Consider the following 21,319-nt stretch of genomic DNA (forward strand, 5'->3'; position numbering starts at 1 on the left):
CTCCTCGCGCACGGAACATGACGCACGGGCACCACGGCGGCTCTCGAGGATGCTGACGGAGTTCTCTGCGGCCGACGGACGCGGAGCGCCCGCCGGCCGCATCCGACGCGGTCGCGCGGAACCGCCGCGAACCCCGTCCCCACGGGGGGAGGCCCGCGATTCCGAGAGCGCGGGGCCGTTCGACGACAGTACGTCACGCGGCTGGCGCGTCGTGGGTCGCATCGAGAAGCGACCCCTCTCAGTCTCAGCCACGCATTCCGATATATCGGTATGCGATCCGGATATGACGAAACGATTCATCCGATGCCACGGCATCCGATGAATCGTCTCGTCGCGCTGCACCCGGGCGTCGCGCCCGGTGAGAGGGTCAGCGGTAGTTGATGAACTGCAGGTCGACCTCGAGGTCGGAGCCCTTGAGCAGGCTGATCACGGTCTGGAGGTCGTCACGGCTCTTGGACTGCACGCGCAGCTCGTCGCCCTGGATCTGGCTCTTCACGCCCTTCGGACCCTCGTCGCGGATGATCTTGTTGATCTTCTTCGCGTTCTCGGAGGAGATGCCGTCCTTGAGGCTCGAGACGATGCGGAACTCCTTGCCGCTCGCGAAGGGCTCCCCGGCGTCGAGGCTCTTCAGGGAGATCCCGCGCTTGATGAGCTTGGACTGGAACACGTCGAGCACGGCCTTCGCGCGCTCCTCGGAGTTGGCGATGATGAGGATCTGCTCGCCGCTCCACGCGATGGATGCCCCGGTGCCCTTGAAGTCGTAGCGCTGCTCGACCTCCTTGCGGGCCTGGTTGAGAGCGTTCTCGGCCTCCTGGTGATCCACTTTCGAGACGATGTCAAAGGAACTGTCAGCCATAGGAGAAGTGTATCGAGACTGCGGTTTGTGCGAGCTCGTGGAAGCGTTTTCATCTCGTCCTCCGCCACGAAGCCGGGTCACAGGTTGATATCAACGCCTTCTTGCATTGTGAATCCACTCGATCTCGATGCATACTGTAAGCGCTTGCAGTACTGCAGGCCATCAGCACCGAGAGAGGCACACACCAATGAAGGTGAACAAGAGGGGCATCGTCGCCGCGGGCGCGATCGCCATCGTTTCGACTCTGACGCTCGCCGGCTGCGCCACGGGGACCAGCGGCGACGACTCGTCCGGCGGCGACAAGGGCAGCGCGCTGACCGTGTGGGTCGACGCGGAGCGCGTCGACGCGCTGCAGGGCGCCGCGGACTCGTACGAGGAGAAGACCGGCGTCAAGGTCGAGCTCGTCGGCAAGTCCGTCGACGACATGAAGGACGACTTCATCCAGCAGGTGCCGACCGGAAAGGGCCCTGACGTCGTCATGGGCGCGCACGACTGGCTCGGCGAGCTCTCCACGAACGGCGTCGTCGCGCCGCTCGAGCTCGGCGACAGCTCCGCCGACTACCTGCCGGTCGCACTTCAGGCCGCCACCTATGACGGCACCGTCTACATGCTCCCGTACGCGGTCGAGAACATCGCCGTGCTGCGCAACGCCGACCTCGTTCCCGCGGCAGCCACCAGCTTCGACGACATGATCGCCAAGGGCGCGTTCGTGGTGGAGCAGGGCGCCGAGGGCAACCCGTACCACCTCTACCCGTTCCAGACCGCCTTCGGCGCTCCGGTCTTCGGCACCGACGAGTCGGGCAGCTACGACCCGACCGACCTGCAGCTCGGCAGCGCAGGCGGCACGGCATTCGCCGACTGGCTCGCCGCGCAGGGGGCCGCGGGCACGCTGAACACCGACATCGACGGCGAGATCGCCAAGCAGCAGTTCCTCGACGGCACCGCGGCCTTCTGGCTGACCGGCCCGTGGAACGTCGGTGCGGCCGTCGACGCCGGCATCAACGTCGCGATCGACCCCGTTCCCAGCCCCACGGGTGAGACGGCCTCGCCGTTCGCCGGTGTGAAGGGGTTCTTCGTGAGCTCCGAGTCGAAGAACAAGGTCGCGGCCAACGACTTCCTCGTGAACTACATCGGCACGGAGGAGGTTCAGCTCGCGCTGTTCGAGGCCGGCAACATCCTGCCCGCGCTCACCGCTGCAGCCGACTCCGCGGCATCCGATCCGATCATCGCCGGCTTCCAGGCCGTCGGTGCCGACGCCGTCCCGATGCCGGCCATCCCGGCCATGGGCTCGGTCTGGCAGTTCTGGGGCGTCGCCGAGGCGGCCATCATCAACGGCGAGGACCCGGCGACGACGTGGCAGAAGCTCGTCGACGACGTGACCGCCGCGATCAAGTAACCGCTGGAAACCGACTCTGCCGGGGCGGGCGTCCTTCGCCCGCCCCGGCAGGATCATGACGAGGACGACATGACAGAGACCGTCGAGCCCACGACTCCGCCCACCACGCGTCAGCGACAGGCAGCGAGGATCGCCGAGGCGGCATCCGGCCCGATCGGCTGGCTGCTGCTGAAGATCCTGCTCCTCGCGGTCGTCGATGCGATCGCGCTCTACGCGGCGTTCGTGCTCTTCACGCACCAGGAGTGGCTGATCCTCGGGATCGTCGTCGCGGTCGCCGTCCTCGTCAACTACCTCTACTTCTCCCGCAAGCGCATCGCGGCGAAGTATCTGACCCCCGGCATCATCTTCCTGGTGGTCTTCCAGGTCTTCACGCTCCTCTACACGGGCTACATCGGGTTCACGAACTACGGCACCGGTCACAACGGCACCAAGGATCAGGCCATCTCCTCGCTCCTCGCTGCCGCGCAGGAGCGGGTCGAGGACTCGCCCACGTACCCGGTGACCGTCGTCGAGCAGTTCGGCGGATACGGGCTGCTGGTCACCGACCCCGACACCGGGGACGCGCTCCTCGGCACCGCCGAGCAGCCGCTGCAGGAGGTCGAGGCCGACTTCGAGGGCGGCCGGGCCGTCTCGGTCGAGGGCTGGACCACCCTGCCGCTGGCGACCGTCTTCACGCTCTCGGAGGAGCTCGAGAAGCTCTCCGTCCCGTTCAGCGACGACCCGAACGACGGCAGCCTGCGAGCCCCGGACGGGCAGAAGGGCTACCTCTACGTCTCGACGCTCGAGTACGACGCGGATGCCGACGCGATCACCGACACCCGCACCGGGACCGTCTACTCCGACACCGGCGCCGGGGCGTTCACCTCCGACGCGGGGGAGGAGCTCCTGCCCGGCTGGCAGACGACGGTCGGCTTCGACAACTTCGTCCGCGCCGTCACCGACGCGTCGATCCGCGGTCCGCTCATCTCCGTCACGATCTGGACGTTCGCGTTCGCCCTGATCTCGGTCGCGTCCACCTTCTTCCTCGGGCTGCTCCTCGCCCTGGTGTTCAACAACACCCGGATGCGGTTCCGTAACGGCTACCGCATCATCCTGATCCTCCCGTACGCGTTCCCCGCGTTCCTCTCGGCGCTCGTGTGGGCCGGCATGATGAACGAGAGCTTCGGGTTCATCAACCAGGTCATCTTCGGCGGAGCGTCCATCCCGTGGCTCACCGACCCGGCCCTGGCGAAGGTCTCGGTGCTGCTGGTGAACCTGTGGCTCGGCTTCCCCTACATGTTCCTCGTCTGCATGGGCGCGCTGCAGGGCATCCCCGAGGATGTGAACGAGGCAGCCGTCATGGACGGCGCGAACCCGTGGCAGGTCTTCCGTCGCATCAAGCTGCCGCTGCTGCTGGTGACGGTCGCCCCGCTGCTGATCTCGTCGTTCGCGTTCAACTTCAACAACTTCAACCTCATCTACATGCTCACCAAGGGCGGGCCGCGCTTCAGCGACGTCTCGATCCCGGTCGGGCACACCGACATCCTGATCTCGATGGTCTACAAGGTGGCGTTCACCGGCCAGGCGCGCGACTACGGCCTGGCATCCGCCTTCACGATCCTCATCTTCATCGTGGTGGCGACGATCTCGATCGTCAGCTTCCGCAAGACCAAGGCCCTCGAGGAGCTGAACTGATGAGCACCGACATCATCGCCCCGCGCCGCCGCAGCTTCGGCGCCTGGTTCGCCGACACCGGATGGCGCCACCTCGTCGCGATCGTCGTGAGCGCCTTCGCGCTCTTCCCGCTGCTGTACGTCGTCTCGGCCTCATTGAATCCGAAGGGCACGCTCACCGGTTCGAATCGGCTCTTCTCCGCCGTCGGCATCGACAGCTATGTGCGCATCCTCAGCGATCCGCAGAATCCGTACGGGCTGTGGTTCCTGAACACGCTGCTCGTCGCCGTCGTCACCGGAGCGGTCACCGTGTTCATCGGCGCCTGCGCGGCCTATGCCTTCTCGCGCATGCGATTCGCCGGACGCCGGGTCGGACTGGTCACGATCGTCGTGGTGCAGATGTTCCCGCAGCTGCTCGCCGTGGTGGCGATCTTCCTGCTGATGTCGACGCTGGGGGACTGGTTCCCCGCGATCGGTCTGAACACGCACACCGGGCTCATCCTCGTGTACCTCGGCGGTGCGCTGGGGGTGAACACCTACCTGATGTACGGCTTCTTCAACACGATCCCGAAGGAGATCGACGAGGCGGCCCGCATCGACGGCGCCGGCCACGCCCGCATCTTCTTCACGATCATCCTGCGCCTGGTCGCGCCCATCCTCGCGGTCGTCGGACTCCTGTCCTTCATCGGCACCGTCAACGAGTACGTGATCGCCAGCGTGATGCTCGTCGACGTCGAGCAGCAGACGCTCGTCGTCGGGCTCACGAAGCTCGTCGCGAATCCGCGCTACGCGGACTGGTCGGCGTTCTCGGCGGGCGCCGTGATGGCGGCGATCCCGGTGATGATCCTGTTCCTCTTCCTGCAGAAGTACATCGTGGGCGGGCTCACCGCCGGGGCCACGAAGGGCTGAGTCGGTGGGTCCCGCGGCGCCCGCTGATCGGCGTTGCGGCCGGTGCGACCGCCCGCGCGGGCCTACCGTGGAGACATGGCACGGGTCGGTGGACGCAACCTCGCGATGAGCTGGGTGGCCGGCGTGATGTGCGCCGGGATCATCGGCGCCCTCGTGTGGTTCTCGATCCCCATCCTCCCGGTCCTCGCCGAGTTCGCCGGGGATGCGCTGCGCAGCGCGCTCCCCTGACGGCTACCCGACCGAAACCCGGGAATCCAGCGGTATGCCGACACGTCGGCACGCCTCCGTGAGCGGCCGCCCGCGCGGCGGTAGCCTCGCACTGCACACATCCGATGAGAGGCGCATCCCATGAGCGACCCTGAGGTTCACAAGCCCGAGAAGCCGGCTGACGTCGACGACGTCGTCGGCAGCGCGAACGCCGGGCTCGACGCCGCCGCCGCGGCGGGTGCGGACGTTCCCGGAACCGCGCCCGATTCGACGGAGAGCAAGCCCGTCGACCCCGACCTCGCCGCGTTCGAGGAAGCGGAGCGCGAGCACCCCGGCCTGTTCTCGTCGCCGACTCCCGCGGAGTCCGGATCGACGTCGGCAGGCGCCACGGACTACTCCGACGCGGATACGACCGCGGCGTTCGTCCCGCCGGTCTCGCGGCACGACGACGCCACCGCCTCGTACGACCGCGTGTCGTCCTACGACCGCGAGGACACGGCCGTCGCCGACACGGCCTACGCGCCGTCCGCAGATCTGACCGAGACCCGCATCGTCCCCTCGGAGCCGCTGGTCGCCGCGTCGGCGCAGGCTCCGCAGCCGATCTTCGTGCAGGCTCCCGAGCCTCCGCGCGACCGCGGCAACCGCGGCACGGCCGGTGCGATCGGCCTGCTCGCGACCGTCGCCTTCGCCGTCCTCTACCTCGGCGCCACGATCGGCTTCGGCGCGATCGCCGGCGACGTGACCGGACAGAACATCGGCGAGGCCCTCGTCGCGCCGCTGCTCACCTGGGGGTACTGGACGCCGGTCGTGGTGTTCTTCCTCGGCTTCTGGCTGCTGGGAGCCATCATCAACCGCGGACGCTGGGGACTCTGGGTGGTCTTCGGCATCGTCGTCGGTGTGATCGCCTACGCCGGGCACATCCTCGGCCAGCTCTTCGAGGCCCCGTTCTGGAAGCTCACGGCATCCGGGGGACTCGATCTCGTCGGCTCGCAGCTCCTCGCGCCGCTCGCGATCGCCGCCTTCGTGTTCGCCCGCGAGCTGACGATCTGGTTCGGTGCCTGGGTCGCGCGCAGCGGAGCACGCAAGACCGAGTACAACGCCGAGGCGCAGCGCGAGTACGAGCGCACCCTCGAAGCCGGTCCGACGCTCGCGAGGTAATCACGGACTCCACCACGCCGAACCCCCGCGGACCCGAGTCCGCGGGGGTTCCGGCCGTCCTGGCGCTCGTCTTCGCCACCATCGGCTTCTTCGCCCTCGCCGTGTGCGGATTGGGCGCCGTGAGCCTGCTGGCGGATGCCGACGTCATCGCGGTGCCGGGGCTCGGCCCCGTCCCCGGCGTCACCGGGATGCTGGCGGCGGTCGTCGCCTTCGCGGTCGCGCTGTGGTCGACACTCCGTCGACAGCATCCGTCCTTCGTCGCGACGATCGCGATCGCCCTCGTCGCCGGGCTCGCCCATCTCGTCGGCGTCTGGGCGGCGGTGCTCATCGGCGTCGGCAACGTCATCCTCGCCACGGCGGTGGCGGGAGACCTCGTCCGCGGGGGAGCGAGCGCGGTGCTGCTGCTGGCGGCCGCGATCGCCGCGTGGGGCGGCATCGCCCTGCGCCGCACCCGCTCCGCACGACCGCGCTGGCCCTGGGAGGGCGACGACGACGAGTGACGCCCCGCCGTGACGCGGGAAATCGCGGCGCTGCCGCGCGACGCGCCGTACGCTGGAGGGGTGGAGCGCTCATTGGAGACGCAGGTGGACCAGGCCGTCGAGGCCTGGTTGCGCTGGGTGCCGCGCTGGGAACCGGCGACTCATCGCGGACGCGTCGCGCCCTGCCGCCGCTGCCTGGGATCGCCGATCCTGTCGGCCGCCGGCATCGGCGCCAACACGCCGCACGGCGTGCAGCACGGTCTCTCCACCCGGATGAAGACGATCGTCGATCACGCGGTCGCCGACTACACGTCCCGGAATCTCCCGATGCTGCAGCGCGAGCTCGACGATCAGGCCGCCCGCAACCGCGCGCGCAGCTATCGGCCGTCCGAGGACCTCGACCCCGAGTTCGACGGCCTCCCGCTCGATCCGGAGCCGGTGCCGGGCGCCCCCTTCCTGTTCACGATCGCCGGGCTCGCCGATGACGCCGCCGATCAGCTGCCGCCCCTCCCGCCCCTGACGGAAGAGGCCAAGATCGCGCTGCGCCAGGAGGTCGCGCTCGCCGACGAGTACGCCAACATGGTCGGACGCGAGATCTGCGGCATCCTCCTGCGCCATCGGCTGCACATCCAAGCCGCCATCTCGCAGCACGTCGAGCCGCAGATCGAGGCGCTGCTGGCCGAGCTGACCCAGTCGCTGGACTCGCCGTTCGACCCCGACGGCGCCTAGCCGCGGGGCCGCGCTCATTTGACCGTCAGGTTACGCGGCATTACACTTGATCAGGTGTGTGCACGTCTTGACGTGCGCACCGGGCGTCGGCACCTGCCGGTCCGCCTCCACGGCATACCCACCACACCACAAAGCCCGCCGGTTCCGGCGTGCCGGTGGGTCATGATGTGAAACCCATCACGCTGTCACCGTGCAGCACTATGAGGAGAGAACGTGCCAACCATTCAGCAGTTGGTTCGCAAGGGTCGCTCGCCCAAGGTCACCAAGACCAAGGCGCCCGCCCTGAAGTCGAACCCGCAGCAGGCCGGGGTCTGCACCCGCGTCTACACCACCACCCCGAAGAAGCCGAACTCGGCGATGCGCAAGGTCGCTCGTGTGAAGCTCCGCAACGGGACCGAGGTCACCGCGTACATCCCCGGTGAGGGCCACAACCTGCAGGAGCACTCGCTGGTGCTCGTCCGCGGCGGTCGTGTCAAGGACCTCCCCGGTGTGCGTTACAAGATCGTCCGTGGCGCCCTGGACACCCAGGCAGTCAAGAACCGTAAGCAGGCTCGTTCCCGCTACGGCGCGAAGAAGGGTTGAGTTAGATGCCTCGTAAGGGTCCCGCCCCCAAGCGCCCCGTCGTCAACGACCCGGTATACGGCGCTCCGATCGTCACCTCGCTGGTGAACAAGATCCTCGTCGACGGCAAGAAGTCGCTCGCCGAGTCGATCGTCTACGGCGCCCTCCGCGGCGTCGAGGCGAAGAACGGCGGCCAGGACGCCGTCGCCACCCTCAAGAAGGCGCTCGACAACGTGCGCCCCACCCTCGAGGTCCGCAGCCGCCGTGTCGGTGGCTCGACCTACCAGGTGCCGGTCGAGGTCAAGCCGCACCGCGCGAACACCCTCGCGCTGCGCTGGCTCGTGAGCTACGCCAAGGGTCGTCGTGAGAAGACGATGACCGAGCGTCTCCAGAACGAGATCCTGGACGCGTCGAACGGCCTCGGTGCCGCGGTCAAGCGCCGTGAGGACACGCACAAGATGGCCGAGTCGAACCGCGCGTTCGCTCACTACCGCTGGTAAACCTTCGGCAGGCTCAGGGACCCATCCGCGTCCCTGAGCCTGTCAAAACCCTCCGCGCAGTACGACTGCACGAAAAGATAAGGACACTCCTGTGGCACAAGACGTGCTCACCGACCTGAGCAAGGTCCGCAACATCGGCATCATGGCGCACATCGATGCCGGCAAGACGACGACGACCGAGCGCATCCTGTTCTACACGGGCGTCAACCACAAGCTCGGCGAGACGCACGATGGCGCCTCGACCACCGACTGGATGGAACAGGAGAAGGAGCGCGGCATCACGATCACGTCTGCCGCCGTGACCTGCTACTGGAACAAGAACCAGATCAACATCATCGACACCCCCGGTCACGTGGACTTCACGGTCGAGGTGGAGCGCTCGCTCCGCGTCCTCGACGGTGCCGTCGCCGTCTTCGACGGCAAGGAGGGCGTCGAGCCCCAGTCCGAGACCGTGTGGCGTCAGGCCGACAAGTACAACGTCCCGCGCATCTGCTTCGTCAACAAGATGGACAAGCTCGGCGCCGACTTCTACTTCACGGTCGACACGATCATCAACCGCCTCGGTGCGAAGCCGCTGGTCATCCAGCTGCCCATCGGCGCCGAGAACGACTTCATCGGCGTCGTCGACCTGGTCGAGATGCGCGCACTGGTCTGGGCGGGCGACTCCAAGGGTGACGTCACCATGGGTGCCTCCTACGAGATCCAGGAGATCCCGGCCGACCTCAAGGAGAAGGCGGACGAGTACCGTCAGCAGCTCCTCGAGACCGTCGCCGAGACCGACGACGCGCTGCTCGAGAAGTTCTTCGGCGGCGAGGAGCTCACGGTCGCCGAGATCAAGGGCGCGATCCGCAAGCTCACCGTGGCTTCCGAGATCTACCCGGTCCTCTGCGGCTCGGCCTTCAAGAACCGCGGCGTCCAGCCGATGCTCGACGCGGTCGTCGACTACCTCCCGAACCCGCTCGACGTGGGTTCGATCGAGGCTCACGACCCGAAGGACTACGACACGATCATCGAGCGTCACCCCGACGCCAACGACCCGTTCGCGGCCCTGGCCTTCAAGGTCGCCGTGCACCCGTTCTTCGGTCGCCTCACCTACGTGCGCGTCTACTCGGGTCACCTCGACTCCGGCTCCGCGGTCGTCAACTCGACCAAGGGCAAGAAGGAGCGCATCGGCAAGATCTTCCAGATGCACGCCAACAAGGAGATCCCCGTCGCCTCGGTGACCGCCGGGAACATCTACGCGGTCATCGGTCTGAAGGACACCACCACCGGTGACACCCTGACCGACCCGGCCTCGCCGGTCGTCCTCGAGTCGATGACGTTCCCCGAGCCCGTCATCGAGGTCGCCATCGAGCCGAAGACCAAGGCCGACCAGGAGAAGCTGGGTGTCGCCATCCAGAAGCTCGCTGAGGAGGACCCGACCTTCCGCACGGAGCTCAACCCCGAGACCGGTCAGACGACCATCAAGGGCATGGGCGAGCTGCACCTCGACATCCTCGTGGATCGCATGAAGCGCGAGTTCAACGTCGAGGCGAACGTCGGCAAGCCCCAGGTGGCGTACCGCGAGACGATCCGCAAGGCCGTCGAGAAGCACGACTACACCCACAAGAAGCAGACGGGTGGATCGGGCCAGTTCGCCAAGATCCAGTTCAACATCGAGCCCCTCGATCTGGACGACGAGAAGACGTACGAGTTCGTGAACGCCGTCACCGGTGGTCGCATCCCGCGCGAGTACATCGGCTCGATCGACGCCGGTTTCCAGGACGCCATGAACGTCGGAGTCCTCGCGGGCTACCCGATCGTCGGCGTCAAGGCGACCATCGTCGATGGTGCGGCGCACGACGTCGACTCCTCGGAGATGGCGTTCAAGATCGCCGGTTCCATGGGCTTCAAGGAGGCTCTGCGCCGGGCGAGCCCCGTGCTGCTCGAGCCGCTGATGGCCGTCGAGGTCCGCACGCCCGAGGAGTACATGGGCGACGTTATCGGCGACCTGAACTCCCGTCGTGGTCAGATCCAGTCGATGGAGGATGCCGCCGGCGTCAAGGTCGTGCGTGCACACGTGCCGCTGTCCGAGATGTTCGGCTACATCGGCGACCTGCGCTCGAAGACCTCGGGTCGCGCCGTCTACTCGATGGAGTTCAACAGCTACGCTGAGGTTCCCCGCAACGTGGCCGACGAGATCGTCCAGAAGCACCAGGGCGGCGAGTAGTCATCTTCCTGGGAGCCGGTTAAGCCCCGGCTCCCAGGTCTCCTACAACTTCACATTCCCTCTCTACTAAACTGAGATTCACACCCGTAGAGAACCGGTCGCAAACCAGTGCCCGGCAACCTCTACACGACGTCCTGAGGAGGACCCAGTGGCTAAGGCCAAGTTCGAGCGGACCAAGCCGCACGTCAACATCGGAACCATCGGTCACGTTGACCACGGCAAGACCACGCTCTCCGCAGCGATCTCGAAGGTGCTTGCTGACAAGTTCCCGTCTGACACCAACGTGCAGCGCGACTTCGCTTCCATCGACTCGGCGCCGGAAGAGCGCCAGCGTGGTATCACCATCAACATCTCGCACATCGAGTACGAGACCCCCAAGCGCCACTACGCGCACGTTGACGCTCCCGGCCACGCCGACTACGTCAAGAACATGATCACCGGTGCGGCTCAGATGGACGGCGCGATCCTCGTGGTCGCCGCCACCGACGGCCCGATGGCTCAGACGCGTGAGCACGTGCTGCTCGCCAAGCAGGTCGGCGTGCCGTACCTGCTGGTCGCGCTGAACAAGTCCGACATGGTCGACGACGAGGAGATCCTGGAGCTCGTCGAGCTCGAGGTCTCCGAGCTGCTCGCCTCGCAGGGCTTCGCCGAGGACGCTCCTGTCGTGCGCGTCTCCGCTCTCAAGGCCCTCGAGGGCGACGAGAAGTGGACGCAGTCGATCCTCGACCTCATGGAGGCCGTCGACGAGCACGTTCCGGACCCGGTGCGCGACAAGGACAAGCCGTTCCTGATGCCCGTCGAGGACGTCTTCACGATCACCGGTCGTGGAACCGTCGTCACGGGTCGCGCCGAGCGTGGCACGCTGGCCATCAACTCCGAGGTCGAGATCGTCGGACTCCGTCCGACCGTCAAGACCACGGTCACGGGTATCGAGATGTTCCACAAGCAGCTCGACGAGGCATGGGCCGGCGAGAACTGCGGTCTCCTGCTCCGTGGCACGAAGCGTGAGGACGTGGAGCGCGGTCAGGTCATCGTCAAGCCGGGTTCGGTCACGCCGCACACCGACTTCGCGGGCACCGCGTACATCCTGTCCAAGGACGAGGGTGGGCGTCACAACCCCTTCTACACGAACTACCGCCCGCAGTTCTACTTCCGCACCACCGACGTCACCGGCGTCATCACGCTGCCCGAGGGCACCGAGATGGTCATGCCCGGCGACACCACGGACGTGACGGTCGAGCTGATCCAGCCGATCGCCATGGAAGAGGGCCTCGGCTTCGCCATCCGTGAGGGTGGACGCACCGTCGGCGCCGGTACGGTCACGAAGATCATCAAGTAAGCATCTGCTTCCTCGCAGAGGGGTCGGGCCTTCGGGTCCGGCCCCTCTGTCGTTAACCGACGACGCGAGGGTTCCCTTTTGCGGTGGCGTGCGGGCACAATGAGTGGTGTCGGCCCGCAAGCGGTCGGCAACACACCTGAGAGGGAGATCATGGGTATCGAGGACGCCGTCAACAAGGGCAAGGACCTGTACGAGCAGAACAAGGACAAGATCGCCGAGGCCGTCAAGAGCGAGCAGGCCGAGGACATCAGCGACAAGGTCCTCGACGGCGTCGCGGACTTCGCCAAGAAGGTCGCCCCCGGTGCAGCCGACAAGATCGACGAGATCCGCGACAGCGCGGACAAGGCTGTCGGCAACGAGTAGCACTCGACGCGAGCTCTGAAGCGGCGGTCCACCACGGCGGTGGGCCGCCGCTTTCGCATCCCACCGGTATTCTCGGCCTGTCGGACTCGCGTCCAGGCCGCCGGACCCCGTATGATGTTCGAGACCGCCTGGGGATCTTGCGGTCGGGGCAGCCGAAGGGGTTCGGCTCCCGAAACTCGCGTTCTTCGCGAACAAACTGGGGATAAGCGATCTTGGGGATCATCGTACGACGCGCGCACTCTGTGCGCCTGAGCGTCTCCCTGCCTGCGCGGCGGGTACTCCGCCGCGCCCTCGATCGAGGATTCCGGCGTCCCTTCACGTCGGCATCCTCGCGTTCGGTGTGCCCCCTCGCACTGAACGTCCTCCCCAAGCGGGGCGAGGCATGGGGATGCCTCGCCCCGCTCTCCTCCCTGATCTGACCCGTTCCGGACCCGTTTCCGACCCGTTCCGGGGTCGGCGGGACAGGCGCGACACGCCCGGGTTTGCAGAAGTGAAATCGGGCATGGCAGAATAGACAGGTTCGATATTCCGTCGCCGCTGTGCGTGCGTCGGATCACTGCCAGGGCAGTGCATAGACGGCGCCTCCTCCGGGATGGTGCAGGGTTCTAGGCCGCGGGTAGCAGAACAAATCCCCGACACCCTCTTCCGAGAGGGTTCGCCGTGCGCGGCGAAGGTCGGCATCCGCATGTCGGAAGACAGGCGGCTGACATGAGAACAGTGGTGCAGCCCTTCGACAGGCACAGGAACCCCGGTCCCTGGCCCGAGAAGACGAGTGCCGAAGGCGCGAACAGCGCCGACGTGCGTCCAATGCCCCAGGGTCACCCGGCCCAGGACGGTACGACGCCTAAAGAGAGAGAGCAGACAATGGCGGGACAGAAGATCCGCATTCGCCTGAAGTCGTATGACCACGAGGTCATCGACACGTCCGCACGCAAGATCGTCGACACCGTGACCCGTGCGGGCGCGACCGTCGTCGGCCCCGTGCCCCTTCCGACCGAGAAGAACGTCGTGTGCGTCATCCGGTCGCCGCACAAGTACAAGGACAGCCGCGAGCACTTCGAGATGCGCACCCACAAGCGTCTGATCGACATCGTCGACCCGACGCCCAAGGCCGTCGACTCGCTGATGCGTCTCGACCTCCCGGCCGATGTCAACATCGAGATCAAGCTCTGAGGTTCGACATGGCTGACATCAACTCCAAGGTTTCCAAGGGCATGCTGGGCACGAAGCTCGGCATGACCCAGGTGTGGAACGAGAGCGGCAAGCTCGTTCCCGTCACCGTCATCGAACTCGCGCCGAACGTGGTCACCCAGGTCCGCACGCCCGAGAAGGACGGCTACAACGCCGTCCAGATCGCGTACGGCCAGATCGACCCGCGCAAGGTCAACAAGCCCCTCACGGCTCACTTCGAGGCGGCCGGCGTCACGCCGCGTCGTCACGTCACCGAGATCCGCACCGCGGATGCTGCCGAGTACTCGCTCGGTCAGGAGCTCACGGTCGACGGCACCTTCGAAGCCGGCCAGCTCGTCGACGTCGTCGGCACGAGCAAGGGCAAGGGCACCGCGGGTGTCATGAAGCGCCACAACTTCAAGGGCGTCTCGGCATCCCACGGTTCGCACCGCAACCACCGCAAGCCCGGCTCCATCGGCGCATCGTCGACTCCGAGCCGCGTCTTCAAGGGCATGCGCATGGCCGGCCGTATGGGTGGCGAGCGCGTGACCGTCCTCAACCTCACGGTGCACGCCGTCGACATCGAGAAGGGTCTGCTGCTCGTCAAGGGCGCCGTCCCCGGTGCTCGTGGCCGCATCGTCTACGTCCGCAACGCAGTGAAGGGTGCCTGATCATGGCTGACTCCACTCTCGCGCTCGACGTCCTCAAGGCAGACGGCAAGAAGGCAGGCTCCATCGAGCTTCCCGCCGCTCTGTTCGACGTCAAGACGAACATCCCGCTCATCCACCAGGTCGTCGTCGCGCAGCTCGCGGCGGCTCGCCAGGGCACCCACTCGACCAAGCGTCGCGGTGAGGTCTCCGGTGCCGGCCGCAAGCCCTTCAAGCAGAAGGGCACGGGTAACGCCCGTCAGGGCTCGATCCGCGCGCCGCACATGACCGGCGGTGGCATCGTCCACGGCCCGAAGCCGCGCGACTACTCGCAGCGCACGCCCAAGAAGATGATCGCCGCCGCCCTCCTGGGCGCGCTCAGCGACCGCTTCCGCGGCGACCGCATCCACGCCATCGAGTCCTTCGGGATCGACGGCACGCCTTCGACCAAGACCGCCGTGAACTTCCTCACGAACGTCGTGTCGTCGAAGAACGTGCTCGTCGTGATCGAGCGCAACGACGACGTGACGCTGAAGAGCATCCGCAACCTGTCGAACCTGCACGTGCTGACGTTCGACCAGCTCAACGCCTACGACGTGCTCGTCTCTGACGACATCGTCTTCACCCAGGCCGCGCTCGAGGGCTTCATCGCCTCCAAGTCCGGCGCCAACCAGGAGGTCTCCGCATGAGCGAGCAGGCATCTGTTCTCCAGACGGCCCTGAACAAGGACCCGCGCGACATCATCCTGAAGCCGGTCGTGTCCGAGAAGAGCTACGGGCTCATCGATGAAGGCAAGTACACCTTCCTCGTCGACCCGCGCGCTTCGAAGACCGAGATCAAGCTCGCCATCGAGAAGATCTTCGGCGTCAAGGTCGCTGGGGTCAACACTCTCAACCGCGTCGGCAAGGCTCGCCGCACCCGCTTCGGAACCGGCAAGCGCAAGGACACCAAGCGCGCCATCGTCACCCTGAAGTCGGGCACCATCGACATCTTCACGGCAATCGGCTGATCCGGGGGATAAGGACAATCATGGCTATTCGCAAGTACAAGCCCACGACCCCGGGCCGTCGCGGCTCGTCGGTGGCTGACTTCGCCGAGATCACCCGATCGACGCCGGAGAAGTCGCTGCTGCGCCCGCTCTCGAAGACCGGTGGTCGCAACAACCAGGGCCGCATCACGACCCGTCACATCGGTGGTGGCCACAAGCGCCAGTACCGCGTCATCGACTTCCGTCGCAATGACAAGGACGGCGTCGATGCCCGTGTCGCTCACATCGAGTACGACCCCAACCGCACCGCGCGCATCGCGCTGCTGCACTACTTCGACGGCGAGAAGCGCTACATCCTCGCGCCGGCGAAGCTGAAGCAGGGCGACGTCGTCGAGTCGGGCGCCGGGGCGGACATCAAGCCGGGCAACAACCTCCCGCTGAAGAACATCCCGACGGGTACCGTCATCCACGCGATCGAGCTCCGCCCCGGAGGCGGCGCGAAGATGGCTCGCTCGGCGGGCGCATCCGTGCGTCTCGTCGCGAAGGACGGCCCCTACGCCCAGCTGCGTCTGCCCTCGGGCGAGATCCGCAACGTCGATGCGCGCTGCCGCGCGACCATCGGCGAGGTCGGCAACGCCGAGCAGTCGAACATCAACTGGGGCAAGGCCGGCCGCATGCGCTGGAAGGGCGTCCGCCCGACCGTGCGTGGTGTCGCGATGAACCCGGTCGACCACCCGCACGGTGGTGGAGAGGGCAAGACGTCCGGTGGACGTCACCCCGTCACCCCCTGGGGCCAGGCTGAGGGTCGTACCCGTCACGCCAACAAGGAAAGCGACAAGTACATCGTGCGTCGTCGTAACGCCGGCAAGAAGCGCAAGTAGGAGTAAGAGAAGATGCCTCGCAGTCTTAAGAAGGGCCCCTTCGTCGACGATCACCTGCTTCGCAAGGTCATCGTGCAGAACGAAGCCGGCACCAAGAACGTCATCAAGACCTGGTCCCGTCGGTCCATGATCATCCCGGCCATGCTGGGTCACACGATCGCGGTCCACGACGGACGCAAGCACATCCCTGTGTTCGTGTCCGAGACCATGGTCGGTCACAAGCTGGGCGAGTTCGCGCCCACCCGCACCTTCCGCGGCCACGAGAAGGACGACAAGAAGGGGCGGCGCCGCTAATGGTCGAATCGATCGCACGCGTGCGACACATCCGCGTGACCCCTCAGAAGGCTCGTCGTGTCGTCGCGCTCATCAAGGGCAAGCAGGCCCAGGAGGCTCTGGCGATCCTGAAGTTCGCACAGCAGAGCGCCAGTGAGCCGATCTACAAGCTTGTCGCGTCGGCCATGGCCAACGCGCAGGTCAAGGCGGATCGCGACGGGGAGTTCCTCGACGAGCAGGACCTGTACGTGGCCAACGCGTACGTGGACGAGGGCACGACGCTCAAGCGTTTCCAGCCCCGTGCACAGGGTCGCGCTTTCCAGATCAAGAAGCGCACGAGCCACATCACGGTCGTGCTCTCGACGCCTGAGGCGGCTCCGGCCGCTGCGGGCGACAGCAAGAAGAAGGCGAGCAAGTAATGGGACAGAAGGTAAACCCGTACGGCTTCCGCCTCGGCATCACGACGGACCACGTCTCGCGCTGGTTCTCTGATTCGACGAAGCCGGGTCAGCGTTACGCCGACTACGTGGCCGAGGACATCAAGATCCGCAACCTGCTGAAGACGCAGCTCGACCGTGCCGGTGTCTCGAACATCGAGATCGAGCGCACCCGTGACCGCGTCCGCGTCGACATCCACACCGCCCGTCCGGGCATCGTGATCGGTCGTCGTGGCGCCGAGGCCGAGCGCATCCGCGGCGACCTCGAGAAGCTCTCGGGCAAGCAGATCCAGCTGAACATCCTCGAGGTCAAGAACCCCGAGGCCGACGCTCAGCTCGTCGCACAAGGCATCGCCGAGCAGCTCTCTGCTCGCGTGGCGTTCCGTCGTGCGATGCGCAAGGGTCTGCAGGGCGCTCAGCGCGCCGGCGCCAAGGGCATCCGCATCCAGGTCTCCGGCCGCCTCGGCGGCGCCGAGATGAGCCGTTCGGAGTTCTACCGCGAGGGTCGTGTGCCGCTGCACACGCTGCGCGCGAACATCGACTACGGCTTCTACGAGGCGAAGACCACCTTCGGCCGCATCGGCGTGAAGGTCTGGATCTACAAGGGTGACCTGACCGCAAAGGAGCTCGCTCGCGAGCAGGCCAATGCACCCAAGGCCCGTCGTGACGACCGTGGTGGCGACCGCCGCCGCGCGCCGCGCAACGAGGCACCTGTCGCAGAAGGAGCGTCGGCATAATGCTCATCCCCCGTAAGGTCAAGTTCCGCAAGCAGCACCACCCGGGTCGTTCGGGTCAGGCCACCGGCGGCACGAAGGTCTCGTTCGGCGAGTTCGGCATCCAGGCGCTCACGCCTGCGTATGTCACGAACCGTCAGATCGAGTCCGCTCGTATCGCGGTCACCCGTCACATCAAGCGTGGCGGCAAGGTGTGGATCAACATCTACCCGGACCGTCCGCTCACGAAGAAGCCTGCCGAGACCCGCATGGGTTCCGGTAAGGGTTCCCCCGAGTGGTGGGTCGCCAACGTCAAGCCGGGTCGCGTCCTCTTCGAGGTCGGCGGTGTGAGCGAAGAGCTCGCCCGCGAGGCACTGACCCGTGCCATTCACAAGCTGCCTCTCAAGGCACGCATCATCAAGCGCGAGGAGGGCGACGCGTAATGGCGATCGGCACCAAGGAGCTCGCTCCGGCAGAGCTCGACACGTTCGAAGACCAGCGCCTCGTTGAGGAGCTGCGCAAGGCCAAGGAGGAGCTGTTCAACCTCCGTTTCCAGTCGGCCACCGGCCAGCTGGAGAGCCACGGCCGCATCCGCGCCGTCAAGCGCGACATCGCGCGTCTCTACACCGTGATCCGCGAACGCGAGCTGGGCATCCGTGCGACGCCCGCTCCGGTCGAGGCTCCGGCGAAGAAGGCGACCAAGTCGAAGGCGAAGAAGGCGGACTCCGCCGACGACGCCGTGAAGGAAGAGGCTGAGTGATGGCCACCAAGAAGGAAGCGACTGCGGAGACGCAGGCCGCCGGACACGAGTCGTCCGAGCACGACGTCCGCGACGCCGCAGCCCGCGGTTACCGCAAGACGCGTCGTGGCTACGTCGTCAGCGACAAGATGGACAAGACCATCGTGGTCGAGGTCGAGGACCGCGTGAAGCACCCGCTTTACGGCAAGGTCATCCGCCGCACCTCGAAGGTCAAGGCGCACGATGAGGCGAACACCGCCGGCATCGGCGACCTGGTCCTCATCAACGAGACCCGCCCGCTGAGCGCCACCAAGCGCTGGCGCCTGGTGGAGATTCTGGAGAAGGCCAAGTGATCCAGCAGGAGTCCCGCCTCAAGGTCGCCGACAACACCGGCGCCAAGGAGCTGCTCACGATTCGCGTGCTCGGCGGATCGAAGCGTCGTTACGCCGGTCTCGGCGACACCATCGTCGCGACCGTCAAGGACGCGATCCCCGGTGGCAACGTGAAGAAGGGCGACGTCGTCAAGGCGGTCATCGTCCGCACCAAGAAGGAGACGCGCCGTCCCGACGGCTCGTACATCAAGTTCGACGAGAACGCCGCCGTCATCCTGAAGGCAGACGGGGAGCCCCGCGGCACCCGTATCTTCGGACCGGTCGGTCGTGAGCTTCGCGACAAGAAGTTCATGAAGATCGTCTCGCTCGCGCCGGAGGTTATTTAGTCATGGCGAAGATCAAGAAGGGTGACCTGGTTCAGGTCATCACCGGAGCCACGCAGGAGCGTGGCGGCGATCGCGGTAAGCAGGGCAAGGTCCTCGAGGTCCTCGCCGAGAAGAACCGCGTCATCGTCGAAGGCGTGAACTACGTCACCAAGCACACGCGCGTCGGCCAGACGCAGCGTGGCACGAAGACCGGTGGCCTCGAGACCGTCGAGGCCTCCATCCACATCTCGAACGTCGCCGTCGTCGACCCTTCGACCAAGAAGCCGACCAAGGTCGGCCACCGGGTCGAGGAGAAGACCAAGGACGGCGTCAAGCGCACCGTCCGCGTGCGCTTCGCGAAGAAGAGCGGTAAGGACCTCTGATGAGCACCGACACTGCCGCGCCGGCTGGCAAGATCCAGCCGCGCCTGAAGCAGAAGTACAACGCCGAGATCAAGAAGGCGCTGCAGGACGAGTTCGGTTACGCGAACGTCATGCAGATCCCCGGCCTGGTCAAGGTCGTCGTGAACACCGGTGTCGGCGAGGCAGCTCGCGACAGCAAGGTGATCGACGGCGCGGTCGACGATCTCACCAAGATCACCGGCCAGAAGCCGATCGTCACGAAGGCCCGCAAGTCCATCGCGCAGTTCAAGCTGCGTGAGGGCCAGGCCATCGGTGCGCACGTCACCCTCCGCGGTGACCGCGCGTGGGAGTTCGTCGACCGCCTCGTCTCGCTCGCACTGCCCCGTATCCGCGACTTCCGCGGCCTCTCGGGCAAGCAGTTCGACGGGAACGGCAACTACACCTTCGGTCTCCAGGAGCAGAGCGTGTTCCACGAGATCGATCAGGACAAGATCGACCGGGTTCGCGGTTTCGACATCACCGTCGTCACCACCGCGAAGACGGATGAAGAGGGTCGGGCTCTGCTCCGTCACCTCGGCTTCCCGTTCCGCTCGGAAGACGCACAGGCGTGATCATTCGACAGGCTCAGTGACCATCGGTCACTGAGCCTGTCGAACTGCACGTACAATTGAAGATTGCGTGTCATCGCAGGCCGTCTGTCGTGTAACGGCAGCCGGAACCTCATGAACAAAGGAAAACAACAATGACAATGACAGACCCGGTCGCAGATCTGCTGACCCGTCTGCGCAACGCGAACTCGGCGCACCACGATTCCGTGACCCTGCCGTCGAGCAAGCTCAAGACGCACATCGCCGAGATCCTCCAGCAGGAGGGCTACATCGCCGGCTGGGAGACCTCTGACGCCCGCGTCGGGAAGAACCTCACGCTGTCGCTGAAGTACGGCCCGAACCGCGAGCGCTCGATCGCTGGCATCAAGCGCGTGTCGAAGCCCGGTCTTCGCGTGTACGCGAAGTCGACGGAGCTCCCCAAGGTGCTCGGCGGCCTCGGCGTGGCCATCCTGTCCACTTCCTCCGGTCTTCTCACCGACCGTCAGGCTGAGCAGAAGGGCGTGGGCGGAGAAGTTCTCGCCTACGTGTGGTAATCCCTCATGTCGCGTATTGGACGACTTCCCATCGACGTGCCTGCGGGCGTCACCGTTTCGGTCGACGGCCGTGAGGTCGCGGTGAAGGGCCCCAAGGGTGAACTCACCCTCACGGTGGCCAGCCCCATCGAGGTCGCGGTCGAGGAGAACCAGGTTCTGGTCTCCCGCCCCGACGACGAGCGCGAGTCGCGGTCGCTTCACGGCCTGACCCGCACGCTCATCAATAACAACATCATCGGCGTGACCCAGGGCTACACCAAGGGTCTCGAGGTCGTCGGCACCGGTTACCGCGTGGCGCAGAAGGGCAGCTCGGTCGAGTTCGCCCTCGGCTTCTCGCACCCGGTCCTCATCGACCCGCCCGCCGGCATCACGCTCACGGTCGAGGGCACCAACAAGCTCACCGTCAGCGGGATCGACAAGCAGGCTGTCGGCGAGGCAGCTGCCAACATCCGCAAGATCCGCAAGCCCGAGCCGTACAAGGGCAAGGGTGTGCGCTACGCCGGCGAGAACGTGCGTCGCAAGGCCGGAAAGAGTGGTAAGTAACCATGGCTCTCAAGTCAAAGTCTGACGCCCGCGCGCGTCGTCACGCCCGCCTTCGCAAGAAGGTCGTCGGCACCGAGGTGCGTCCGCGCCTCGTCGTCAACCGTTCGGCTCGCCACGTCTTCGTGCAGCTTGTCGACGACAGCAAGGGTCACACCGTCGCGTCGGCTTCGACGCTCGAGACCGACCTGCGCTCGCTCGAGGGTGACAAGACCGCCAAGGCCCGCAAGGTCGGCGAGCTCCTCGCCGAGCGTGCGAAGGCTGCCGGCGTTTCCGAGGCAGTGTTCGACCGTGGCGGCAACCGCTACGCCGGTCGTGTCGCCGCCATCGCCGACGGCGCCCGCGAGGGGGGTCTGGCACTGTGAGTGACAAC

At 66.2% G+C, this 21,319-nt stretch carries 30 protein-coding genes; 29 read left to right on the forward strand and 1 reads right to left on the reverse strand.

The window, feature by feature from the left end; genetic code table 11:
- Positions 1–367 precede the first annotated feature (367 nt).
- The gene (locus MRBLWH11_RS09800) at positions 368–856 is read right to left on the reverse strand and encodes a YajQ family cyclic di-GMP-binding protein (protein WP_116635669.1); all 489 of its coding nucleotides are present in this window, start codon (positions 854–856) and stop codon (positions 368–370) included.
- 187 nt (positions 857–1,043) lie between these two features.
- On the opposite strand from MRBLWH11_RS09800, the gene MRBLWH11_RS09805 reads away from it, so the two are divergent.
- From MRBLWH11_RS09805 to rplR, 29 genes are all read left to right on the forward strand, one after another.
- Positions 1,044–2,252 (forward strand): maltose ABC transporter substrate-binding protein, encoded by a 1,209-nt coding sequence (locus tag MRBLWH11_RS09805; protein WP_116635670.1) that lies wholly within the window; start codon positions 1,044–1,046, stop codon positions 2,250–2,252.
- A gap of 69 nt (positions 2,253–2,321) precedes the next feature.
- Positions 2,322–3,926 carry an ABC transporter permease subunit gene (locus tag MRBLWH11_RS09810; protein ID WP_341947753.1) on the forward strand — a complete coding sequence of 535 codons (1,605 nt, stop codon included), beginning with the start codon at positions 2,322–2,324 and terminating at the stop codon, positions 3,924–3,926.
- Positions 3,926–4,813, forward strand: coding sequence for a sugar ABC transporter permease (locus MRBLWH11_RS09815; RefSeq protein ID WP_341947754.1), 888 nt, complete (start codon positions 3,926–3,928; stop codon positions 4,811–4,813). The genes MRBLWH11_RS09810 and MRBLWH11_RS09815 overlap by 1 nt, the downstream gene beginning before the upstream one ends.
- A gap of 75 nt (positions 4,814–4,888) precedes the next feature.
- Positions 4,889–5,041, forward strand: coding sequence for a hypothetical protein (locus MRBLWH11_RS09820; protein WP_165808066.1), 153 nt, complete (start codon positions 4,889–4,891; stop codon positions 5,039–5,041).
- Positions 5,042–5,161: 120 nt separating this feature from the next.
- Positions 5,162–6,178, forward strand: coding sequence for an ABC transporter (locus tag MRBLWH11_RS09825; protein WP_341947755.1), 1,017 nt, complete (start codon positions 5,162–5,164; stop codon positions 6,176–6,178).
- A gap of 119 nt (positions 6,179–6,297) precedes the next feature.
- Entirely contained in the window at positions 6,298–6,678 is a 381-nt protein-coding gene (locus tag MRBLWH11_RS09830; RefSeq protein WP_341947756.1) for a hypothetical protein, read from the forward strand.
- Positions 6,679–6,738: 60 nt separating this feature from the next.
- Positions 6,739–7,386 carry a spermidine/putrescine ABC transporter substrate-binding protein gene (locus MRBLWH11_RS09835; protein ID WP_207769970.1) on the forward strand — a complete coding sequence of 216 codons (648 nt, stop codon included), beginning with the start codon at positions 6,739–6,741 and terminating at the stop codon, positions 7,384–7,386.
- A gap of 213 nt (positions 7,387–7,599) precedes the next feature.
- Positions 7,600–7,968: a 30S ribosomal protein S12 gene (gene rpsL, locus MRBLWH11_RS09840; protein WP_017201609.1), complete on the forward strand. Its 369-nt coding sequence runs from the start codon at positions 7,600–7,602 to the stop codon at positions 7,966–7,968.
- 5 nt (positions 7,969–7,973) lie between these two features.
- Positions 7,974–8,447, forward strand: coding sequence for a 30S ribosomal protein S7 (rpsG, locus tag MRBLWH11_RS09845; RefSeq protein ID WP_116635676.1), 474 nt, complete (start codon positions 7,974–7,976; stop codon positions 8,445–8,447).
- A 91-nt stretch (positions 8,448–8,538) separates the two neighbouring features.
- The gene (fusA, locus tag MRBLWH11_RS09850; RefSeq protein WP_116635677.1) at positions 8,539–10,656 is read left to right on the forward strand and encodes an elongation factor G; all 2,118 of its coding nucleotides are present in this window, start codon (positions 8,539–8,541) and stop codon (positions 10,654–10,656) included.
- A gap of 148 nt (positions 10,657–10,804) precedes the next feature.
- Complete coding sequence (gene tuf / locus MRBLWH11_RS09855) at positions 10,805–11,995, forward strand: elongation factor Tu (RefSeq protein WP_116635678.1); 1,191 nt, start codon at positions 10,805–10,807, stop codon at positions 11,993–11,995.
- Between the two features lie 150 nt (positions 11,996–12,145).
- Positions 12,146–12,358 (forward strand): hypothetical protein, encoded by a 213-nt coding sequence (locus MRBLWH11_RS09860; RefSeq protein ID WP_116635679.1) that lies wholly within the window; start codon positions 12,146–12,148, stop codon positions 12,356–12,358.
- 864 nt (positions 12,359–13,222) lie between these two features.
- Positions 13,223–13,531 (forward strand): 30S ribosomal protein S10, encoded by a 309-nt coding sequence (gene rpsJ / locus MRBLWH11_RS09865; RefSeq protein WP_017201594.1) that lies wholly within the window; start codon positions 13,223–13,225, stop codon positions 13,529–13,531.
- An 8-nt stretch (positions 13,532–13,539) separates the two neighbouring features.
- A complete protein-coding gene (rplC, locus tag MRBLWH11_RS09870; RefSeq protein WP_341947758.1) occupies positions 13,540–14,199 on the forward strand; it encodes a 50S ribosomal protein L3 in 660 nt (219 codons plus the stop codon).
- A 2-nt stretch (positions 14,200–14,201) separates the two neighbouring features.
- Positions 14,202–14,864 (forward strand): 50S ribosomal protein L4, encoded by a 663-nt coding sequence (gene rplD / locus MRBLWH11_RS09875; RefSeq protein WP_116635681.1) that lies wholly within the window; start codon positions 14,202–14,204, stop codon positions 14,862–14,864.
- A complete protein-coding gene (rplW, locus tag MRBLWH11_RS09880; RefSeq protein ID WP_017829206.1) occupies positions 14,861–15,184 on the forward strand; it encodes a 50S ribosomal protein L23 in 324 nt (107 codons plus the stop codon). Before rplD ends, rplW begins: the two co-directional genes overlap by 4 nt.
- A gap of 20 nt (positions 15,185–15,204) precedes the next feature.
- Positions 15,205–16,044, forward strand: coding sequence for a 50S ribosomal protein L2 (rplB, locus tag MRBLWH11_RS09885; protein WP_116635682.1), 840 nt, complete (start codon positions 15,205–15,207; stop codon positions 16,042–16,044).
- Positions 16,045–16,056: 12 nt separating this feature from the next.
- A complete protein-coding gene (rpsS, locus tag MRBLWH11_RS09890; protein ID WP_116635683.1) occupies positions 16,057–16,338 on the forward strand; it encodes a 30S ribosomal protein S19 in 282 nt (93 codons plus the stop codon).
- Complete coding sequence (gene rplV / locus MRBLWH11_RS09895) at positions 16,338–16,736, forward strand: 50S ribosomal protein L22 (protein ID WP_116635684.1); 399 nt, start codon at positions 16,338–16,340, stop codon at positions 16,734–16,736. The genes rpsS and rplV overlap by 1 nt, the downstream gene beginning before the upstream one ends.
- A complete protein-coding gene (gene rpsC / locus MRBLWH11_RS09900; RefSeq protein WP_017201587.1) occupies positions 16,736–17,491 on the forward strand; it encodes a 30S ribosomal protein S3 in 756 nt (251 codons plus the stop codon). Before rplV ends, rpsC begins: the two co-directional genes overlap by 1 nt.
- Complete coding sequence (gene rplP, locus MRBLWH11_RS09905) at positions 17,491–17,910, forward strand: 50S ribosomal protein L16 (protein WP_045278748.1); 420 nt, start codon at positions 17,491–17,493, stop codon at positions 17,908–17,910. The genes rpsC and rplP overlap by 1 nt, the downstream gene beginning before the upstream one ends.
- Positions 17,910–18,227: a 50S ribosomal protein L29 gene (gene rpmC / locus MRBLWH11_RS09910; RefSeq protein WP_017829202.1), complete on the forward strand. Its 318-nt coding sequence runs from the start codon at positions 17,910–17,912 to the stop codon at positions 18,225–18,227. Before rplP ends, rpmC begins: the two co-directional genes overlap by 1 nt.
- Positions 18,227–18,559: a 30S ribosomal protein S17 gene (gene rpsQ, locus MRBLWH11_RS09915; RefSeq protein WP_116635685.1), complete on the forward strand. Its 333-nt coding sequence runs from the start codon at positions 18,227–18,229 to the stop codon at positions 18,557–18,559. The genes rpmC and rpsQ overlap by 1 nt, the downstream gene beginning before the upstream one ends.
- On the forward strand, positions 18,556–18,924 hold the full coding sequence (gene rplN / locus MRBLWH11_RS09920; protein ID WP_116635686.1) for a 50S ribosomal protein L14: 369 nt from the start codon (positions 18,556–18,558) through the stop codon (positions 18,922–18,924). Before rpsQ ends, rplN begins: the two co-directional genes overlap by 4 nt.
- Positions 18,925–18,926: 2 nt before the next feature.
- Positions 18,927–19,286 carry a 50S ribosomal protein L24 gene (gene rplX, locus MRBLWH11_RS09925; RefSeq protein WP_116635687.1) on the forward strand — a complete coding sequence of 120 codons (360 nt, stop codon included), beginning with the start codon at positions 18,927–18,929 and terminating at the stop codon, positions 19,284–19,286.
- Complete coding sequence (gene rplE, locus MRBLWH11_RS09930; RefSeq protein ID WP_116635688.1) at positions 19,286–19,876, forward strand: 50S ribosomal protein L5; 591 nt, start codon at positions 19,286–19,288, stop codon at positions 19,874–19,876. The genes rplX and rplE overlap by 1 nt, the downstream gene beginning before the upstream one ends.
- A 131-nt stretch (positions 19,877–20,007) precedes the next feature.
- Entirely contained in the window at positions 20,008–20,406 is a 399-nt protein-coding gene (rpsH, locus tag MRBLWH11_RS09935; protein ID WP_046013414.1) for a 30S ribosomal protein S8, read from the forward strand.
- 6 nt (positions 20,407–20,412) lie between these two features.
- Complete coding sequence (gene rplF / locus MRBLWH11_RS09940) at positions 20,413–20,949, forward strand: 50S ribosomal protein L6 (RefSeq protein WP_116635689.1); 537 nt, start codon at positions 20,413–20,415, stop codon at positions 20,947–20,949.
- A 2-nt stretch (positions 20,950–20,951) separates the two neighbouring features.
- Positions 20,952–21,311 carry a 50S ribosomal protein L18 gene (gene rplR, locus MRBLWH11_RS09945; protein WP_029260926.1) on the forward strand — a complete coding sequence of 120 codons (360 nt, stop codon included), beginning with the start codon at positions 20,952–20,954 and terminating at the stop codon, positions 21,309–21,311.
- Positions 21,312–21,319: the final 8 nt, after the last annotated feature.

The sequence above is a fragment of the Microbacterium sp. LWH11-1.2 genome (assembly GCF_038397745.1).
In the GTDB taxonomy this organism is placed as follows: domain Bacteria; phylum Actinomycetota; class Actinomycetes; order Actinomycetales; family Microbacteriaceae; genus Microbacterium.

Bases quoted from the DNA above. Each gene is read 5' to 3' on its own strand.
- rpmC (WP_017829202.1), top strand. From the start codon at position 17,910: ATGGCGATCGGCACCAAGGAGCTCGCTCCGGCAGAGCTCGACACGTTC.
- MRBLWH11_RS09825 (WP_341947755.1), top strand. From the start codon at position 5,162: ATGAGCGACCCTGAGGTTCACAAGCCCGAGAAGCCGGCTGACGTCGAC.
- MRBLWH11_RS09815 (WP_341947754.1), top strand. From the start codon at position 3,926: ATGAGCACCGACATCATCGCCCCGCGCCGCCGCAGCTTCGGCGCCTGG.
- rpsQ (WP_116635685.1), top strand. From the start codon at position 18,227: ATGGCCACCAAGAAGGAAGCGACTGCGGAGACGCAGGCCGCCGGACAC.
- rplW (WP_017829206.1), top strand. From the start codon at position 14,861: ATGAGCGAGCAGGCATCTGTTCTCCAGACGGCCCTGAACAAGGACCCG.
- MRBLWH11_RS09805 (WP_116635670.1), top strand. From the start codon at position 1,044: ATGAAGGTGAACAAGAGGGGCATCGTCGCCGCGGGCGCGATCGCCATC.
- rpsS (WP_116635683.1), top strand. From the start codon at position 16,057: ATGCCTCGCAGTCTTAAGAAGGGCCCCTTCGTCGACGATCACCTGCTT.
- rplV (WP_116635684.1), top strand. From the start codon at position 16,338: ATGGTCGAATCGATCGCACGCGTGCGACACATCCGCGTGACCCCTCAG.
- MRBLWH11_RS09800 (WP_116635669.1), bottom strand. From the start codon at position 856: ATGGCTGACAGTTCCTTTGACATCGTCTCGAAAGTGGATCACCAGGAG.
- rpsJ (WP_017201594.1), top strand. From the start codon at position 13,223: ATGGCGGGACAGAAGATCCGCATTCGCCTGAAGTCGTATGACCACGAG.
- rplE (WP_116635688.1), top strand. From the start codon at position 19,286: ATGAGCACCGACACTGCCGCGCCGGCTGGCAAGATCCAGCCGCGCCTG.
- rplF (WP_116635689.1), top strand. From the start codon at position 20,413: ATGTCGCGTATTGGACGACTTCCCATCGACGTGCCTGCGGGCGTCACC.
- rplD (WP_116635681.1), top strand. From the start codon at position 14,202: ATGGCTGACTCCACTCTCGCGCTCGACGTCCTCAAGGCAGACGGCAAG.
- rpsG (WP_116635676.1), top strand. From the start codon at position 7,974: ATGCCTCGTAAGGGTCCCGCCCCCAAGCGCCCCGTCGTCAACGACCCG.
- rplP (WP_045278748.1), top strand. From the start codon at position 17,491: ATGCTCATCCCCCGTAAGGTCAAGTTCCGCAAGCAGCACCACCCGGGT.
- rplB (WP_116635682.1), top strand. From the start codon at position 15,205: ATGGCTATTCGCAAGTACAAGCCCACGACCCCGGGCCGTCGCGGCTCG.
- rplR (WP_029260926.1), top strand. From the start codon at position 20,952: ATGGCTCTCAAGTCAAAGTCTGACGCCCGCGCGCGTCGTCACGCCCGC.
- rplX (WP_116635687.1), top strand. From the start codon at position 18,927: ATGGCGAAGATCAAGAAGGGTGACCTGGTTCAGGTCATCACCGGAGCC.
- rplC (WP_341947758.1), top strand. From the start codon at position 13,540: ATGGCTGACATCAACTCCAAGGTTTCCAAGGGCATGCTGGGCACGAAG.
- MRBLWH11_RS09860 (WP_116635679.1), top strand. From the start codon at position 12,146: ATGGGTATCGAGGACGCCGTCAACAAGGGCAAGGACCTGTACGAGCAG.
- rpsH (WP_046013414.1), top strand. From the start codon at position 20,008: ATGACAATGACAGACCCGGTCGCAGATCTGCTGACCCGTCTGCGCAAC.
- rpsC (WP_017201587.1), top strand. From the start codon at position 16,736: ATGGGACAGAAGGTAAACCCGTACGGCTTCCGCCTCGGCATCACGACG.
- MRBLWH11_RS09820 (WP_165808066.1), top strand. From the start codon at position 4,889: ATGGCACGGGTCGGTGGACGCAACCTCGCGATGAGCTGGGTGGCCGGC.
- MRBLWH11_RS09810 (WP_341947753.1), top strand. From the start codon at position 2,322: ATGACAGAGACCGTCGAGCCCACGACTCCGCCCACCACGCGTCAGCGA.